Source organism: Roseobacter insulae, assembly GCF_019375555.1.
Classification (GTDB): Bacteria; Pseudomonadota; Alphaproteobacteria; order Rhodobacterales; family Rhodobacteraceae; genus Roseobacter; species Roseobacter insulae.
The window spans coordinates 932,606-948,483 of sequence record NZ_JAHXDN010000001.1 but is presented as its reverse complement, the minus strand read 5'-3'; the positions used below and the strand labels follow the sequence as shown (position 1 = coordinate 948,483).

General features: G+C 62.4%; 16 protein-coding genes. 6 read left to right on the top strand and 10 right to left on the bottom strand.

All coding sequences use genetic code 11. The features are described 5' to 3' along the window. Positions 1 to 163 precede the first annotated feature (163 nt). The 6 genes from KX928_RS04585 to KX928_RS04560 are packed head-to-tail and all read right to left on the bottom strand — an operon-like array spanning position 164 to position 6,793. Positions 164 to 1,021, bottom strand: a complete 858-nt coding sequence (locus KX928_RS04585) for an SDR family oxidoreductase (protein ID WP_219499486.1) — start codon at positions 1,019 to 1,021, stop codon at positions 164 to 166. Between the two features lie 55 nt (positions 1,022 to 1,076). Continuing rightward, positions 1,077 to 1,856: a carnitinyl-CoA dehydratase gene (locus KX928_RS04580; RefSeq protein ID WP_219499484.1), complete on the bottom strand. Its 780-nt coding sequence runs from the start codon at positions 1,854 to 1,856 to the stop codon at positions 1,077 to 1,079. 10 nt (positions 1,857 to 1,866) lie between these two features. Beyond that, positions 1,867 to 3,894, bottom strand: coding sequence for an acetate--CoA ligase family protein (locus tag KX928_RS04575; RefSeq protein ID WP_219499483.1), 2,028 nt, complete (start codon positions 3,892 to 3,894; stop codon positions 1,867 to 1,869). Between the two features lie 7 nt (positions 3,895 to 3,901). After that, positions 3,902 to 5,062 carry an acyl-CoA dehydrogenase family protein gene (locus KX928_RS04570; protein WP_219499481.1) on the bottom strand — a complete coding sequence of 387 codons (1,161 nt, stop codon included), beginning with the start codon at positions 5,060 to 5,062 and terminating at the stop codon, positions 3,902 to 3,904. Then, positions 5,059 to 6,048 carry a sterol desaturase family protein gene (locus KX928_RS04565; protein WP_219499480.1) on the bottom strand — a complete coding sequence of 330 codons (990 nt, stop codon included), beginning with the start codon at positions 6,046 to 6,048 and terminating at the stop codon, positions 5,059 to 5,061. The genes KX928_RS04570 and KX928_RS04565 overlap by 4 nt, the downstream gene beginning before the upstream one ends. Further along, a complete protein-coding gene (locus tag KX928_RS04560; RefSeq protein ID WP_219499479.1) occupies positions 6,038 to 6,793 on the bottom strand; it encodes a class II aldolase and adducin N-terminal domain-containing protein in 756 nt (251 codons plus the stop codon). The genes KX928_RS04565 and KX928_RS04560 overlap by 11 nt, the downstream gene beginning before the upstream one ends. 105 nt (positions 6,794 to 6,898) lie before the next feature. Here KX928_RS04560 and KX928_RS04555 point away from each other — a divergent pair, with 105 nt between their 5' ends. Next, on the top strand, positions 6,899 to 7,789 hold the full coding sequence (locus KX928_RS04555; protein WP_257883513.1) for a LysR substrate-binding domain-containing protein: 891 nt from the start codon (positions 6,899 to 6,901) through the stop codon (positions 7,787 to 7,789). Here the strand turns inward: KX928_RS04555 and KX928_RS04550 are convergent. Then, the gene (locus KX928_RS04550) at positions 7,759 to 8,178 is read right to left on the bottom strand and encodes a VOC family protein (RefSeq protein ID WP_219499478.1); all 420 of its coding nucleotides are present in this window, start codon (positions 8,176 to 8,178) and stop codon (positions 7,759 to 7,761) included. The genes KX928_RS04555 and KX928_RS04550 overlap by 31 nt on opposite strands. 50 nt (positions 8,179 to 8,228) lie before the next feature. Here KX928_RS04550 and ade point away from each other — a divergent pair, with 50 nt between their 5' ends. The 3 genes from ade (at position 8,229) to KX928_RS04535 (ending at position 11,919) form a co-directional block, all read left to right on the top strand. Continuing rightward, a complete protein-coding gene (ade, locus tag KX928_RS04545; protein ID WP_219499477.1) occupies positions 8,229 to 10,031 on the top strand; it encodes an adenine deaminase in 1,803 nt (600 codons plus the stop codon). Then, positions 10,028 to 11,491 carry an AMP nucleosidase gene (locus tag KX928_RS04540; RefSeq protein WP_219499475.1) on the top strand — a complete coding sequence of 488 codons (1,464 nt, stop codon included), beginning with the start codon at positions 10,028 to 10,030 and terminating at the stop codon, positions 11,489 to 11,491. The genes ade and KX928_RS04540 overlap by 4 nt, the downstream gene beginning before the upstream one ends. A 140-nt stretch (positions 11,492 to 11,631) precedes the next feature. Beyond that, positions 11,632 to 11,919 (top strand): HU family DNA-binding protein, encoded by a 288-nt coding sequence (locus KX928_RS04535; protein ID WP_219499473.1) that lies wholly within the window; start codon positions 11,632 to 11,634, stop codon positions 11,917 to 11,919. Between the two features lie 78 nt (positions 11,920 to 11,997). Here the strand turns inward: KX928_RS04535 and KX928_RS04530 are convergent, their stop codons facing one another. After that, positions 11,998 to 12,591 carry an ATP-dependent Clp protease proteolytic subunit gene (locus tag KX928_RS04530; protein ID WP_219499471.1) on the bottom strand — a complete coding sequence of 198 codons (594 nt, stop codon included), beginning with the start codon at positions 12,589 to 12,591 and terminating at the stop codon, positions 11,998 to 12,000. 161 nt (positions 12,592 to 12,752) lie between these two features. On the opposite strand from KX928_RS04530, the gene KX928_RS04525 reads away from it, so the two are divergent. Both KX928_RS04525 and KX928_RS04520 read left to right on the top strand, forming a co-directional pair. Next, entirely contained in the window at positions 12,753 to 13,622 is an 870-nt protein-coding gene (locus KX928_RS04525) for a DMT family transporter (RefSeq protein ID WP_219499469.1), read from the top strand. Between the two features lie 77 nt (positions 13,623 to 13,699). Further along, complete coding sequence (locus KX928_RS04520; RefSeq protein ID WP_219499467.1) at positions 13,700 to 14,683, top strand: GlxA family transcriptional regulator; 984 nt, start codon at positions 13,700 to 13,702, stop codon at positions 14,681 to 14,683. Between the two features lie 3 nt (positions 14,684 to 14,686). Here KX928_RS04520 and KX928_RS04515 read toward each other — a convergent pair whose 3' ends face one another. Beyond that, a complete protein-coding gene (locus tag KX928_RS04515; protein ID WP_219499465.1) occupies positions 14,687 to 15,316 on the bottom strand; it encodes a class I SAM-dependent DNA methyltransferase in 630 nt (209 codons plus the stop codon). Between the two features lie 40 nt (positions 15,317 to 15,356). After that, positions 15,357 to 15,878 carry a glutathione peroxidase gene (locus KX928_RS04510; protein ID WP_373274784.1) on the bottom strand — a complete coding sequence of 174 codons (522 nt, stop codon included), beginning with the start codon at positions 15,876 to 15,878 and terminating at the stop codon, positions 15,357 to 15,359.

The window sequence follows — 15,878 nt, the reverse complement described above, 5'->3', positions numbered from 1 at the left end:
TCTCCGGCCAATCAGACGCTCCGGCTATATCACAGTTTGCTGGCGGCCCCACAGCGCAAATCACGTGGCCCTTACCGGCACACCAGATCTGCTCGGGGTTGGGGCGATATCCTGCGGGAGCACCGGCACCTATTCCCTTCCAACGCGCCGCAAGCTGCGGTTGTTATGGCTCAGCCGCGTCCTTCATGGCCTGCAATCCCGCTCTGTAATCGGGGTATTTCAGCACGATACCCAGCTCTTTCTTGATCCGATCGTTTCGTACTTTCTTGCTTTCGGCGTAGAAACTGCGCGCCATCGGCGTCATCTCGGCGGTCTCGAAATCCACGGCGGGCGGCAGTGGCAGCCCCAACAGTTCAGCGGCATAGGCAATCACATCCTGCGGCGGTGCGGGGTCGTCATCGCACAGGTTGTAGACCGCGCCGGGGTTCGGTTGCGCAATCGACGCTTCCAGCACCTGCGCGATGTCGTCGACGTGAATGCGCGAAAAGACCTGCCCCTTCTTTATGATCCGGCGTGCGGTGCCCTTGCGCACCTTGGCAAAAGGTCCACGCCCCGGCCCGTAGATGCCGGCGAGCCGAAAAATATGCAGTTTCAGCCCTGCGATTGCCTGCCATTCAGCCTCCGCCGCGACCCGCGCCTGACCGCGCCTGGTTGACGGGGCAAGGGGGGATGCCTCGTCCACCCAACCGCCCTGGTGATCGCCGTAAACGCCGGTGGTGGACAGATACCCGACCCAGCCAAGATGCGGCGCCGCAGCCGCAATGTGATCGCGCAGTACGCGCAGCGTCGGGTCACCGTCTGCGTCCGGCCCAGCCGATACGAGCAGCGCATCGGCCTGCGCAAGCGCCGGCCCCAAATCGGACCCCGGCCAGATCAGCGGCTCGACCCCCGTGGCCACGATCTCCGCGGCCTTGTCTTCACTGCGGGTGGTGCCGATCACGCGCCAGCCCTGCGGCAGCAGGCGCTTGGCCAGCGCCCGGGCGCTGAAACCGTGACCAATGGAAAGGAGTGTCTGCGTCATGACACCAAGGTGGACGGACAAGCGCGCGGACGCAAGGCCCGCACCCGGTTGGGGGCTATCGGCCCTTCCACACCGGATCACGTTTCTCGGCAAAGGCGCGCGCGCCCTCCAGCTGATCTTCGGAGGCGTAAAGCCGATCCACCGTTTCCAGCTGGCGCTTGGTGATCCGGTTCATGCTGTCCTGAAACTTGGCATCCTCGGCGTCGCGCACGATTTCCTTGATCGCCGCGTAGACAAGCGGCGGGCCGGAGGCCAGCAGTTCCGCCAAGGCCCAGGCGCGTTCCATCAACTCTGCTGACGGCAAAATTTCATTGACCAGCCCCCATCCTTTGGCCTCTTTCGCATCGAACCAGCGCCCGGTCAGCAAGAGCTCCATCGCGACGTGGTAGGGGATCCGCTTGGGCAGCTTGACCGATGCCGCATCCGCGACAGTGCCCGACCGGATTTCAGGCAAGGCAAATGTTGCATGTTCCGCCGCAAGGATCATGTCCGCACTCAACGCCAGTTCCAGCCCCCCGCCGCAGGCGATCCCGTTGACGGCGGCAATCACCGGCTTGTTCATCGCCCGCAACTCCTGCAACCCACCAAAACCACCGACACCGTAGTCGCCATCGACCGCATCGCCATCCGCGGCCGCCTTCAAATCCCAGCCGGGGCAAAAAAACTTGTCGCCGCCGCCTGTCACGATGGCAACGCGCAAGTCCGGATCGTCGCGAAACCCCGCAAACACATCGCCCATGATCCGCGAGGTCTGCAGGTCGATGGCATTGGCCTTGGGCCTGTCGAGCGTGACCTGCAGAACAGCGCCCTTCCGGGTGGTTTTGATCGGGTCCATCTGGCTCTCCTTACGGTTTATCATCCGCGGCAATCAGTATCAGCGCATCTGCTGCTATGGCCCCGGTTGGCGTGCACATCAGCGGGTTGATCTCAGCTTCCGCGATCCGGTCATGATGTGCAATGACACATGCCTGCAGCGCCATGGTTGCCTCGACAATCGCGTCGATGCTCGCGGCGGGTTTGCCACGGTACCCTGTCAGCAGCGGGTAGGTTTTCAACCGGGTCAGCGCCGCGCGTACATCCGCCCCGGTGACCGGCAGAAGCAGCGACGTGCTGTCCTGCCAGAGCTCCGTTAGCACGCCGCCCGTCCCCAGGGTCAGCACGAAACCATGGGCCGGGTCACGGGCCACGCCAAGCAGCAGCTCCGCAACCGCGCTCTGCACCATCTCTTCGACCAGAAAGCTCTTTGCGTCGATGCGTTGCGCGGCTTGTGCCAGATCGGTGTGTGACAGGTTCAGATGCACCGCATCCGCCTCTGACTTATGCGCAAGGCCCTGCCCCTTCAGAACCAGCGGGGCGCTCAGGTCATCCGCGCGGGAGAACTGGCCCGTGTCGGCGACAACCACATGTCGCGGAATATCGACACCGTGGTCCCGCAACAGCGCCTTGGCCGCCGCTTCGCTGAGCAGCGCGGCGGCACGGTCAGTACCGGGTGCAAGCGGTGGCACGGGTTGTGGCGGTTGCAGAGCGGCTGCCGACTCGGCAGCCAGCATCGCTTCCCGCAGCCCGCAAATCGGCGTGACCCCGGCGGCCATAAGCGCGGCGCTGACCTCCGGCGGCATGAGCTCCGGCAGAGTGGCAACCACGGCGACGGGCCGACCGGCGATGTGACGCACGGCAATGGCGGCCTCCGTCGCCGCTGACCAGTCACCGGCATCGGTATGGGGGTAATCGACGACCAGAATCAGCAGACCGATGTGAGATGCCGCCATCGGCATCCAGGCGGCGGTCATCTTGGCAACGTCGCCCCAGATATAGGTGTGATAATCCAGCGGGTTGGACAGGGCGACCCGAGGACCCAACGCCCCGGACAATGCCGTTTTCTGCGCCTCTTCCAGCGGGGGGAAATGCACGCCCATCCCTCGCGCAGTATCCGCCGCCAAACTGGCCTCGCCCCCCGAACAGCTGATGCAGGACAGGGCTGGCATCTCCAGCGGGCCGTTACAATGCAGCAGTTTCAGCGTTTCCAGAAAGCTCGGCAGGTCGTGCAGCCGCGCAATACCCAACCTTTGCATCAGCGCGTCGGCCCCGGCATCGCTCCCCGCCAGCGAGGCCGTATGAGATACCGTCGCGCGCTGCGCCTGATCCGATGCACCCACTTTCAGCGCCACCAGAGGGACGCCTTTTTCATACGCCCTGAGCGCCAGCGCGTGCCACCCGGCAGTATCGCCGAACCCTTCGACATGCAGGCCGATCACGGTAATGCGCGGATCCTCCAGCAGCGCCATTGCGATTTCGGCCTGGCTGGTCTGGGCCATGTTCCCGCAGGCCGCGATGAAAGCGATGGGCAAGCCGCGCAACTGCATGGTCAGGTTGATCGCGATGTTGGAGCTTTGCGTGAGGATCGCGACACCCCCCGACACCCGGTTGCACCCGTGTTGATCAGGCCACAGAAGCGCGGCATCCATCGCATTGATGAAACCATAGCAATTGGGCCCGAGGATCGGCATCGCACCGGCGGCAGCAACAAGCGTCGCCTGCAGATCGCGCGCGCCCGGATCTTCGGACGATGCCTCGGAGAACCCGGATGCAAAACACACAGCGCCGCCTGCCCCCATGGCCGACAGCCGGCGCACGGTGTCAACCGTGGCGGTGCGGTTCACCCCGATAAACGCGGCATCAGGGACGTCGGGCAGATCGTCCGGGTCGGCGACCGCTGGCACGCCATCGATGCTGATGCCGCGCGGATGCACCAGATGGATGCGCCCGGCAAAGCCCATTTTATGCGCCTGCCGGATCACCTGCCGGCACCACGCGCCGCCGCCGATCACAGCGACTGACCGTGGCTGAAACAGGCGCGACAGGTCTTTGCCCATGGTCGGTTCAGGCGCCCAGAGCGCGCAAAAGGTCGCGGCTGATGATGTGACGTTGTATCTCGCTGGTGCCGTCCCAGATACGTTCCACCCGCGCGTCGCGCCAGAACCGCTCCAGCGGATAGTCATCCATCAGGCCCATGCCGCCATGTATCTGGATCGCCGCATCGGTCACCCGCGCCAGCATTTCGGAGGCATAGAGCTTGGCACTGGCAATCTCGCGGTTCGCGGGCAACCCCTTGTCCAGCCGGTCCGCACTTGCCAGCGTCAGCAGGTCCGCCGCGTCGATTTCCGTGATCATGTTGGCCAGTTGGAAACTCACGCCCTGAAACTTGCCGATCTTCTGGCCAAACTGTTCCCGCTCGGCAGCATAGGTCAGCGCATAGTTAAAGACCCGGCGCGCGCGTCCCACGGACATGGTGGCGACGGTGATCCGCGTGGCATAAAGCCAGGTGTTCATCACCTCGAAGCCGCCATCGACCTCGCCCAGCACCTGCGCATCCGGCAAGCGGCAATCGTCGAAATCGAGGATCATGTTCTTGTACCCCCGGTGGCTGACGGATTTGTAACCGTCCCGGATGGTGAACCCCGGCGTGCCACGATCAACCAGAAAGGCGGTGATGCGTTTCTTGGGGCCCTTATCGGTCTGGTCCTCGCCCGTTGCGATGAAGACAATGATGAAATCCGCGTGTTCGGCACCGGAGATGAAATGCTTGGTGCCATTGACCACCCAATCGCCACCCTCGCGATGGGCCGCACATTTCATGCCCCGCACGTCTGAACCCGCACCCGGTTCGGTCATCGCCAGCGCGTCCATCCGCTCGCCCCGCACGGCGGGCATCAGGTAGCGCTCCACCTGATCCCCTTCGCAGGCCATCAGGATGTTTTGCGGGCGGCCAAAGAAGTGGTTGAGCGCCATCGAGCCGCGCCCCAGTTCCCGTTCCACCAGCGCGAATTCCAGATGGTTCAGCCCGGCGCAACCAACGCTTTCAGGAAAGTTACACGCGTAAAACCCCAACGCCAGTGTCTTGCGCTTTATCTCCTGTGCAATCTCCTGTGGCACCTCCCCGGTGCGCTCGACCAGCTCTTCATGCGGATAGATCTCCTTTTCCACGAAGGCGCGGACCGTGTCCGCGATCATGTGATGTTCGTCACTCAACCCGTAGTTCATGTATACATCTGCTTCTTGCGCGCACGCGTTTCATCCGTGGCCGTGGCCGAACCGTCATGGTAGCTGCCGAACCAGCGGTCCCACGGCATCTCGACCGTGCCGTAGTTGCATTCGAAATAGCGGTGGTGCAGTTGGTGGAAAAACACCCCGGCCTTGGCCTGCCGCTTGTCGCCCACGATGATCTCTTCGAACCCGGAATGCGAAAACACCGGGTGTGTCGACTGCACGTAACCATGGAAGAGCACATGCAGCGGGTGGCTCGGCACCACGAGGTGAATGAGGAAATTCGTGTAAAAAAGCACATGCTCGACCGGATGCATCGAGATACCCGACCACGGCCCCACATTGACGTTCCGGTGATGCAGGGCATGCGCCACATTATAAAGCGGCGGCCAGTGCAGCGCGCGGTGAATCCAGTAAAAATGAAAGCTCGACCAGATCGGGATCAGCACGAAAAACGCAACGAACCAGACCGGGTTGCCGGGAAAGAGCAGCGTGGGCGCATAGCCGTTGGCCATTGCCCAGAACACCCCCACCTGCGCGGCGGTCCAGAGCGTGATACCGCTGGCGATATGCCAGAACATGTTGTCGTGGACCTGATTGCCGAAGGTAAAGGTGCCGTTATCGCGCGCCTGATCGCGCGGGTCGTATTTCGTCTGGGTGCCCTGGCCCTTGCGCATGATCAACCAGTAGTGCAGCGTGCCGGCGCAAATCACCTGCGGCACCAGATTGGCAAGCCAGACCTTTGCAACCCATCCCCAGCCCAGCACCTGCATCTCCGCCAGTTCCGGCAGGATCAGAAAATAAGCCGCCACGGCAATGACAAAACATAAGGTGGTGGTCGATATTTCCAGCCAAAAGGCCGCGTACCAGCGAAAGATGGCGCGTGGCTTCGGCGGCCATTGAAACAGCGGATTCTGCGCCAGCGGAACCTGCGGGCGGAAATTCCAGCGGCCCGCCTCGCGCGCTTCGGCATCACTGGGCATAGGTCGATCCCTCCGCGTCCAGAACGGCCTTGAGCTCCGCCAGATGACGGGCATCCTGTTCGGGATATTCTTCCAGTTCCCGCGCGGTTTTTTCCGCCACCTCGTCCGGCAAGACACGCAGCGGCTGACCGGTCTGCAACGCCATGATGTAGGTCATGCAGGCCCGCTCGAAATAGTAGAGACGGTTGAACGTATCCGCGACGGTATCACCGATGATCATGATCCCGTGGTTCCCCATGATCATGACCTTCTTTTTCGGGTCATCGAACAATTGCGCGCAACGCTCCCCCTCTTCCTCGAAGGCAAGACCGCCGTAGTTCTCGTCAATCACATAGCGATTGAAGAAGGTGCAGGCGTTCTGGTCCACGGGCGGCAGACGGCTGTCCGCCAGCGCTGCCAAGGCCGTGGCGTAGGGCGAATGTACATGCATCGCACAGCGTGCATGGGCGCAATGGCGGTGCAATCCGCCGTGCAATCCCCAGGCCGTGGGGTCGGGCGCATCCGGGCCCTCCAGCGCCTTGGGATCATTGGCATCGACAACAATCAGGTCGGACGCCTTGATGCGCGAAAAATGCATCTGGTTGGGGTTCATCAGAAACCTCGTTCCGTCCTCGTTGATCGCAAGGCTGAAATGGTTGGCAACGGCTTCATGCATGTTCAGCCGCACCGTCCAGCGAAAGGCGGCGGCAAGGTCCACACGGTCCTGCCAGTTCTCCATATTCGGGCGCAAATCAGTCACGGGCATCCGGCACTCCTCCAATGATCGGGGATATGACAACACCCAACTGTCTTGCTTGACCAACGAAAAAAACGTAAGCCGTCCATAAGTTCAACTTATGCATTGGTTATAATGGCTGACTTGCCGCCTCTGAACTGGTTGCGCGCCTTCGAAGCGTCGGCCCGAAACCTGAGCTTCACGGGGGCTGCCCGTGATCTGAACATGACTCAGAGCGCGGTGAGCCAGCAGATCAAGTCTCTCGAAGCCTTCCTGGGGCGCCCGCTTTTTCACCGACGCCCGCGGGCGCTGGAGCTGACCCAGACCGGCATCAGCTACCTGCCCGTCGTGCGCGATGCGTTCCGTACGTTGGCGCATGGTACGCGGGCGCTGACCCGGAACGAAGGGGATGTCCTGCAGGTGCAGTGCAATCTCACCTTCGCGATCCAGTGGCTCGCCCCGCGCCTGCCCCGGTTCCGGCGCGCGCATCCCGAGGTCCAGATCAATATCTCGACCGAGCTTTGGGAAGCCCGTGACATGGCGGAGGGCGCGGATGTTGAAATCCGCTATTCACTGCGCCCCTCCGACCAGGTGCATGCAGAGCTTCTGGCGACCGATCACTACTATCCCGTCTGCGCGCCCGGCTATCCCGTCACGCTGGAGACCCTGGCCCGGCAGCCGCTTTATGATTGCTCCAACATGATGGGCACCTGGGCCGTCTGGGCGGAGGAGCAGGCCCTGCCGTGGCCCGACCCGATTGTGACCTACGCCACGACGTATTCAATCGCCCTGTCGGTGGCGCTGACCGGCGGCGGCATGGCGCTGGGGCATGACGCGATCACGCGCGGCCTGATCGAGGCCGGACACCTCATCGCGCCTTTTGCCCACCGTGCGCCAATGCAGGAAGCCTACTACCTGATCCGGTCGCCGCGCGCCCAGACCATGCCCGCTGCCGAAGCCTTCACCCAATGGTTCAAGTCGGAACTGAAGGCTTTCTACAATGGTCGGCTGGGAACCCAAGCGTAGCCGTCGTCGCACAGGATATAGGCTTCGCGCAGGCCATGGGGTTTGTCAGTCGGGGGTTGCAGGATCATTGCGCCAAGCGAGTCCGCCCTGGCGACGGCGGCATCGGGGTCGGTGTCGTAAAGCCGGACCTCGATACCGGCGCCACGGGGCGGGTTTTCCGGCAGGATGCTCAGCAGGGGGTTCGCGTGATATGTCCCGTCGCCGTGCAGTTGAAAGACCTCGTCGCCGTAGGTCACAATCGCGAAATCATCACTTAACCGGTGGATACCCATATCAAACAAGACCTCCAGAAAGGCGCTTGTCGCGCGGACATCACGCACCAGCAGGTTCAGTCCGATCCCGCGCAAGGACTTGCCGAAATCCTCTGCCGACACTTTTTCGTAGTCCATCACGCGTCCTCCCCGCTTGAACATCCCCAAAACCCGTGGCACCTAGGGACATGACGCATGCATCTTTTCCCTCATGGCCCGATTCCGCAGCTGACCTGATCGCCGTCGCCACCGGGCGCGGCGCGGCCGACACCGTGATCAAAGGCGGCAAATGGGTCAATGTCCATACCCGGGAAGTTCTGGATGGCCATGACATCGCCATTGTTGCGGGTCGGATTGCCTGTGTTGTGACGGATGCACGCCACTGCACCGGACCGGACACGCAGATCATCGAGGCCGAGGGCCGCTACATGATCCCGGGCCTCTGTGACGGCCACATGCATATCGAATCGGGGATGCTGACCCCGGCAGAGTTTGCCCGCGCGGTCATTCCCCATGGCACCACCTCGATGTTCACCGACCCACATGAAATCGCCAATGTGCTGGGGCTGGAAGGTGTGCGCATGATGCATGACGAGGCCCTGATGCAGCCGGTCAACATCTTCACGCAAATGCCCTCCTGCGCGCCGTCGGCCCCGGGGATGGAGACAACGGGTTTCGAGATCACGGCGGAAGACGTGGCCGAGGCAATGGGCTGGCCCGGGATCATCGGGCTGGGCGAGATGATGAATTTCCCCGGCGTGTCGACTGCCGACCCCAAGATGCTGGCCGAGATGGCCGCAACGCAGCGCGCCGGTAAAACCGTAGGCGGGCACTATGCCTCCCCGGATCTTGGCCCGGCCTTCGCTGGCTATGTCGCAGGGGGGCCGGCGGATGATCACGAAGGCACCTGCGAGGCCGATGCCATCGCCCGGATGCGTCAGGGGATGCGGTCAATGATCCGGTTGGGGTCGGCGTGGTACGACGTAGAAACCCAAATCACCGCGATCACGGAAAAAGGTCTCGATCCGCGCAATATGATCCTGTGCACCGATGACTGCCACTCCGGCACGCTGGTCAACGACGGCCATATGAACCGCGTGGTGCGCCAAGCGATCGACTGTGGTTGCGACCCTGTCGTGGCCCTGCAGATGGCCACGATCAACACCGCCACGCATTTCGGGCTGGAGCGCGAGATCGGCTCACTGACACCGGGCAGGCGCGCGGATGTTGTCCTCACATCCGATCTCAAATCGCTTCCGATTGAAACGGTCATCGCGCGGGGGCGGATCGTGGCCGAAAACGGCACCTGCCTCGTGGATTGCCCGCATTACAACTGGCCGGCCAAGGCCCGGCAAACCGTGCACATGGGCAAAACCCTGACCGCGGAAGACTTTGCCATTCCCGCCCCCAAAGGGGCCAACGCGGTACGTGCAAACGTCATTGGCGTCGTTGAAAATCAGGCGCCCACAAAGGCGCTGCAATTCGAACTGCCGGTGACGGAAGGCCGGGTGCAGCCCACTGGAGAAGTCTGCCAGATTGCCCTTGTCGAACGTCACCGCGCCACCGGCTCGGTAACAAACGCCTTTGTCTCCGGCTTTGGCTACGAAGGTCCCATGGCGATGGCTTCCACCGTGGCACACGACAGTCACCACATGATCGTGGTCGGCACGGATGCAGAACATATGGCGATGGCCGCCAACCGTCTTGGCGACGTCGGCGGCGGCATCGTGATCTTCAAGGATGGGGCCGAACTTGCCCTGGTCGAATTGCCCATTGCGGGCCTGATGTCGGACAGCCCCGCCGCGCGCGTCGCTGCCAAGGCGGACAGGATGATGCAGGCCATGCGGGACTGCGGCTGCACCCTCAACAACGCTTACATGCAGCATTCGCTGCTCGCCCTCGTGGTGATCCCCGAGCTACGCATCTCCGACCTTGGATTGGTGGATGTGCGCAGCTTTGACTTCATTCCAGTAATTGAGCCTCTTTCATGACAAATATCCAGACGCCGGACGTCCCCGCAACCGAAGAATTCCACGACGCGAAGGCCGCCGTTGCAAGGCTGGAACAGCTTTATGCCCAAGCCACAGAATTCCTGTGCAAGCACTTCATCACTGCCATGCAGGATGGCGCGCCGGCGTCCCGCGTGCGCGCATTCTACCCCGAGGTGCTGTTTAAAACCTCCACCTTTGCACAGGTCGATACCCGCCTCAGCTATGGCCATGTATCGGCCCCCGGCAGTTTCCGAGCCACCATCACGCGGCCCGATCTGTTCCGCAGCTACCTGACCCAGCAGATTGCCCTGCTGATCGAGAATCACGACCAGCCGGTCAGCATTGGCGCCTCCGCGACCCCGATGCCGGTGCATTTCGCGGTGGCCAATGACGCCAGCATCACCGTGCCGCAGGAAGGGGCTGCCGAATTCACCCTGCGCGACTTTTTCGACGTGCCCGACCTGTCGACAACGAATGATGACATCGTGAATGGCACCTATGTCTCCCCGGATGATGTCGGCCCGCTGGCCCCCTTCACGGCGCAACGGGTCGATTATTCGCTGGCGCGCCTCTCGCATTACACCGCCACCGATGCGGGACATTTTCAGAACCACGTGCTCTTTACCAACTACCAGTTCTATGTCTCCGAGTTCGAAGCCTACGCCCGCGAGCAGCTGGATAACCCCGCGTCCGGCTACACCGCCTTCGTGTCCACCGACAATGCCACCATCACGTCCGGGGACGCGCCGCTGCCCGACGCGGTGAAGACACCGCAGATGCCCACCTATCACCTGAAGCGCGAGGATGGCTCGGGCATCACGCTGGTGAACATCGGCGTCGGGCCGTCGAACGCCAAGACCGCGACCGATCACATCGCCGTTTTGCGCCCGCACGCGTGGCTGATGGTCGGACACTGCGCCGGTCTGCGCAACTCACAGGCCCTGGGAGATTTCGTGCTGGCCCACGCGTACTTGCGCGAGGATCACGTGCTCGACGACGATCTGCCGGTCTGGGTGCCGATCCCGGCGCTGGCGGAAATCCAGATCGCGCTGGAACAGGCGGTGGCGCAGGTCACCGCGCTGGAAGGCTACGAGCTCAAGCGCATCATGCGGACGGGCACGGTGGCCACCATCGACAACCGCAACTGGGAACTGCGCGACCAGTCCGGCCCGGTGCAGCGGCTCAGCCAGTCGCGCGCCGTCGCCCTTGATATGGAAAGCGCCACGATCGCCGCAAACGGCTACCGGTTCCGGGTCCCCTACGGCACGCTGCTGTGTGTGTCCGACAAGCCGCTGCATGGCGAATTGAAGCTGCCCGGCATGGCCTCTGACTTCTATAAAACGCAAGTGGCACGGCATCTGATGATCGGAATTCACGCGATGGAGCGCTTGCGCACGATGCCGCTGGAACGTATCCACAGTCGGAAATTGCGTTCCTTTGAGGAGACTGCCTTCCTCTGAGGCGTCAAAACCCAAGAAAATAGGTTAATTTTGCATGTTTTTCCTTGCAAACCTCTACTAATCGTTGTGTTCATACACAACATCCGGGTAGATTTCGGAAATGAGGCCCAACTGTTCGGGCAGCGAAGGAGAACAAGAACATGGCAAAACCAATGACAAAGACCCAGCTCGTCGCGGCACTGGCCGACGAAATGGATACGGACAAGAAATCCGCAGGTGCTGCGCTCGAAGCCGTCTGCAACCTGATCACGCGGGAAGTTTCCGGCGGCGGCGCTGTCACCCTGCCCGGCGTTGGCAAGATCTACTGCCGTGAACGCCCCGAGCGCATGGTGCGCAACCCTGCCACCGGTGAGCAATTCAAAAAAGACGCGGACAAGGTGGTCAAGATGACCATCGCCAAAGCGCTCAAGGACAGCGTGAACGGCTAACCGCCGCTTGCGTCAGACTTCAAAGGGTCGCCTTCGGGCGGCCCTTTTTTCTTGCGGGGCGGGATCGGCGCGCGAGACCTACCCCAGCTGGTCAATGGACGAGATCACCCGGCCCACCAGCCCGTAGTCGATGGCTTCCTGCGTTGTCAGCCAGAAATCGCGCCCGGTATCCTCGGCGATCTTTTCCGGGGTCTGGCCGGTCGCCTCCGCAAACAGCTTGTGGAACCGCGCACGCATGATCCGGATCTGCTCGGCCTGGATCATCATGTCGGTGGCCTGCCCGCCGATCCCGCCGCGCGGTTCATGCAGCAAAAAGCGCGTGTTTGGCAGGCAATAACGGTTCTCCGCCGCCGCGCCGACAAAGATCAGGGCACCGGCGCTCGCCACCCACCCCGATCCGATCGTGCGCACCTTGGGTCGGATGAACTTGGTGACATCATGCACCATATCCCCGCTTTCGACATGTCCGCCGGGCGAGGAGATATAAAGGTTGATCGGATCGTCGCTTTCTTCGGCCAGCGCCAGCATATGCGTTACCGTGCTATGGGCCAGCTTGTCGGTGATCTCTCCCGTGATGATCACGTTACGGCTTTTGAAAAACAGCGCTTCAATGCGCCCGTCACCGGTCTTCTCCGGGGCCTTGCTGGTGTCGTCGAGCATCTTTTCGGACATGACGTGTCTCCGTAAGTTAAACCTATGCGGGAAGTTTAGACAGCTCGACAGGATTGTCCATCGCCCGTCTCCGGCGCAGAGGACAAAGCCCGCACCGACACCTTGCCCTTGGCCGCGAATTGAGAAATGGTCGCGCGGCACGACCGGTCAGAAAGGCTCCCATGGACATCCGCGCAATCCTCGCTGGGCTCGCCTTCGCCATGATGTGGTCCTCGGCCTTCACCTCGGCGCGCATCATCGTGGCAGATGCCTCGCCCCTGGCGGCGCTGACCCTGCGCTATCTCTGCTCTGGCCTGCTGGGCGTTGCGATCGCGCGCGCTTTGGGCCAGTCGTGGCACCTGACTCCTGCACAATGGCGCGCCACCATCGTGTTCGGCATCTTGCAGAATGCCGTCTATCTCGGGCTCAATTTCGTGGCGATGCAGACCATTCAGGCCTCGGTCGCCGCGATCATCGCCTCGACGATGCCGCTGCTGGTGGCGCTTGCTGGATGGGCGTTTCTGGGCGAACGCCTGAAACCGCTGACCACCGCCGGATTGGTTGCGGGCGTGATCGGCGTCGCCCTGATCATGGGATCGCGGATCACCGGCGGGGTTGATCTCTTTGGCCTCATGCTCTGCGGGATCGGAGTCGTCGCGCTCACGATTGCCACGCTGTCGGTGCGCGGGGCAACATCCGGCGGCAACTTCCTGATGATCGTCGGGCTGCAGATGCTGGTCGGTTGCGCGGCACTGGCCCTCGCCACCGCGCTTTTTGAAACCCCGCGCGTGTCGCCCAGCTGGCCGCTGGCGCTGGCCTTTCTATATACCACGCTTGTGCCGGGGCTGGCCGCAACCTTCGTGTGGTTCTGGCTGGTTAACCGCATCGGCGCGACACGGGCGGCGACGTTTCATTTCCTCAATCCCTTTTTGGGCGTGGCGGTCGCGGCGCTGCTGCTGGGCGAAGCCCTCGGGGGGCAGGATGTGCTCGGCGTGGCGATCATCACCCTTGGCATTCTGGCCGTCCAGCTGTCGCGCCAGTCGAAAAGCTAGTTTCTGCTATCCAGCGGCAAGTATTTATGGCTAGGCTCAGGGTCAGCCACCCCTGACCAGACCCGGCAGACCACCAGATGACTCCGCCAGACGCGCCCAAACTATACGCCTTCGTATTGATCCCCGGTTATTCGCAGCTGGGCTTTGCCTGCGCGCTCGAAGCCCTGAGCCTTGCCAACCGCAACCCCTCGGGCAAAAGCTATTACCGGTGGCGGTTGCTGAGTGAGACAGGCGCGCCGGTGCCCGCCTACAATGGTGTTACAACGGCCGTGGACGGCCCGCTGACGGAACTGGCGCGCGATGAGACGATCGTGGTTTGCGCGGGCGAGGATGTCGGCAACATGGTCAGCCGGAAGCTGATAAACTGGCTGCGGCGCGAAGTCCGCCGTGGCATGGATTTCGGAGCCCTGTCGTCGGGCACATACGTGCTGGCGCTTGCCGGGCTGATCACCGGCAAGCGCGTCACCACGCATTGGGAGTATCGCGCCGCGCTGACAGAGGTCCTGCCCGATGTGATCATGGATGACGCGATTTTTGCCATCGACGGGCGGGTATTTACCACTGCCGGCGGTGCCGCTTCGATGGATATGATGCTGGAGCGGATCAAATCAGACTACGGGGCCACCCTGGCGACATGGGTGGCGGATCAGATGGTCTATACCGACCCGCGGATGCCCGACCATGCCCAGCGCACGGTGCTGCAGGCGCGCGCGCAGGTGCGCAATTCCAAGCTCGCCACGGCGATGCAGATCATGCAAAACAACATCGAGGACCCGCTGACGCCCGATGAAATCTCGCAGATCGTCGGCCTGTCGACGCGGCAGCTCGAACGGCTCTTTGCAAAATACGTGGGCCTGTCGCCCAAGCGGCACTACCTTCGGCTGCGGCTGGAAAAGGCGCGGGATCTGCTGCGGCAAACCGACTTCTCGGTCACCGATGTCTGCGTGGCCTGCGGTTTCAAATCGTTATCGCATTTCTCCAAGAGTTACCGCACAGCCTATGGCATCAGCCCCGGGCTTGAAGGGGGCAACAGCAAGCTCGTATGGCGCGGCGGCGTCTAGGGATCACGCCTTTCGAAAGACCGCGATCACCCCCTGATCATCCTTGTGATCACCCGTGGCACCGGGGCCGTAAATTGGCAACTGAACAGTTTCGAACCCGGTAATGGCCGGTGACAGGGCCGCGAACTTCCCGGCAAACCCGCGCGTGTCATAGTGCTCCGTTTTGATGGTCAGAACAAACAGGGCGCAAGGTGCCGCGACACGCAACAGCTCATCCAGCGCTTCCGGCCCGACATGACCATGCGTGAAGGTGCCTGAACTCACGACGGCATTGTAGCTGCCGGTGGCAAAGGGGAGCGGTGCCGTCAGATCCCCTTCGATAGTCCGCCGGTAAAACCCCTTGGAGCGCGCCACCGCCAGCATCTCGGCAGACAGATCGAAGGCGTCTATGTCACATGCCCGCCTGCGCAGGATTTCTCCGGCCACCAGCCCGGTCCCCGCGCCTGCGTCCAGCACCGGGCCGTCGCCGCCATGTCCGTCAAACAGGCGTGCCACATGCCCGGGCATGAGAAAATCCATCTCCTGCGCAAAGGTAGCGTCATAGGTCTCTGCCCAGCCTGCGTAAAGCGCGCGATTGTCATCGGGCGTCTCAAGCGCATAGGCAGTGTCAAGGTCGGGTTTTTCTTCGCGCATCGCCATGCTCCCATTTGCCGGGAGCCTAGCGCCATACCGGCTATTTCAGCAAACGTTCAATCGCCCGGGTCACCTTGGCGGACTGCGGTTTCGTCGCGGCGCCCCATGTCTCCACCACGTCTCCGTCAGGGGCGATCAGCACCTTGTTGAAGTTCCAGCGCGGCGTGAAACCGGTCTCCGCAGCGACCTCCCGGTAGAAGGGATGCGCCCTGGCGCCCTTTACCGGCGTGATATCCGTCATCGGCAGATCAAGCGCAAAATTCAAGTCGCAGAATTCCTTGACCTCCGCCGCGCTCGCCAGTTCCTGGTTGAAGTCATCCGACGGCACCGCCAGGACAACCAGACCCCGATCCCGGTAGGTATCGTAAAGCGCCTGCAAACCGTCGTACTGGCCGGTAAACCCGCATTGCGAGGCGGTATTCACCACCAGCACGGGCTGGCCGGCCCAATCGCCCGTGTTCAGCGTGCCCCCGTCAATGGAGGCAAACGTATGGGCGGAAATGCCAGCGAGCGCCGCCTGCGCGCTCACCAGGCTGAAGATCAATGCGATCAGGGTTTTCAC

What these genes read in the sequence shown, in the direction of transcription:
- KX928_RS04575 (WP_219499483.1), bottom strand. Translation starts at nt 3,894, where the DNA reads ATGGGCAAAGACCTGTCGCGCCTGTTTCAGCCACGGTCAGTCGCTGTG.
- KX928_RS04570 (WP_219499481.1), bottom strand. Translation starts at nt 5,062, where the DNA reads ATGAACTACGGGTTGAGTGACGAACATCACATGATCGCGGACACGGTC.
- KX928_RS04535 (WP_219499473.1), top strand. Translation starts at nt 11,632, where the DNA reads ATGGCAAAACCAATGACAAAGACCCAGCTCGTCGCGGCACTGGCCGAC.
- ade (WP_219499477.1), top strand. Translation starts at nt 8,229, where the DNA reads ATGACGCATGCATCTTTTCCCTCATGGCCCGATTCCGCAGCTGACCTG.
- KX928_RS04560 (WP_219499479.1), bottom strand. Translation starts at nt 6,793, where the DNA reads ATGCCCGTGACTGATTTGCGCCCGAATATGGAGAACTGGCAGGACCGT.
- KX928_RS04515 (WP_219499465.1), bottom strand. Translation starts at nt 15,316, where the DNA reads ATGCGCGAAGAAAAACCCGACCTTGACACTGCCTATGCGCTTGAGACG.
- KX928_RS04530 (WP_219499471.1), bottom strand. Translation starts at nt 12,591, where the DNA reads ATGTCCGAAAAGATGCTCGACGACACCAGCAAGGCCCCGGAGAAGACC.
- KX928_RS04540 (WP_219499475.1), top strand. Translation starts at nt 10,028, where the DNA reads ATGACAAATATCCAGACGCCGGACGTCCCCGCAACCGAAGAATTCCAC.
- KX928_RS04525 (WP_219499469.1), top strand. Translation starts at nt 12,753, where the DNA reads ATGGACATCCGCGCAATCCTCGCTGGGCTCGCCTTCGCCATGATGTGG.
- KX928_RS04555 (WP_257883513.1), top strand. Translation starts at nt 6,899, where the DNA reads ATGGCTGACTTGCCGCCTCTGAACTGGTTGCGCGCCTTCGAAGCGTCG.
- KX928_RS04565 (WP_219499480.1), bottom strand. Translation starts at nt 6,048, where the DNA reads ATGCCCAGTGATGCCGAAGCGCGCGAGGCGGGCCGCTGGAATTTCCGC.
- KX928_RS04550 (WP_219499478.1), bottom strand. Translation starts at nt 8,178, where the DNA reads ATGGACTACGAAAAAGTGTCGGCAGAGGATTTCGGCAAGTCCTTGCGC.
- KX928_RS04580 (WP_219499484.1), bottom strand. Translation starts at nt 1,856, where the DNA reads ATGGACCCGATCAAAACCACCCGGAAGGGCGCTGTTCTGCAGGTCACG.
- KX928_RS04585 (WP_219499486.1), bottom strand. Translation starts at nt 1,021, where the DNA reads ATGACGCAGACACTCCTTTCCATTGGTCACGGTTTCAGCGCCCGGGCG.
- KX928_RS04520 (WP_219499467.1), top strand. Translation starts at nt 13,700, where the DNA reads ATGACTCCGCCAGACGCGCCCAAACTATACGCCTTCGTATTGATCCCC.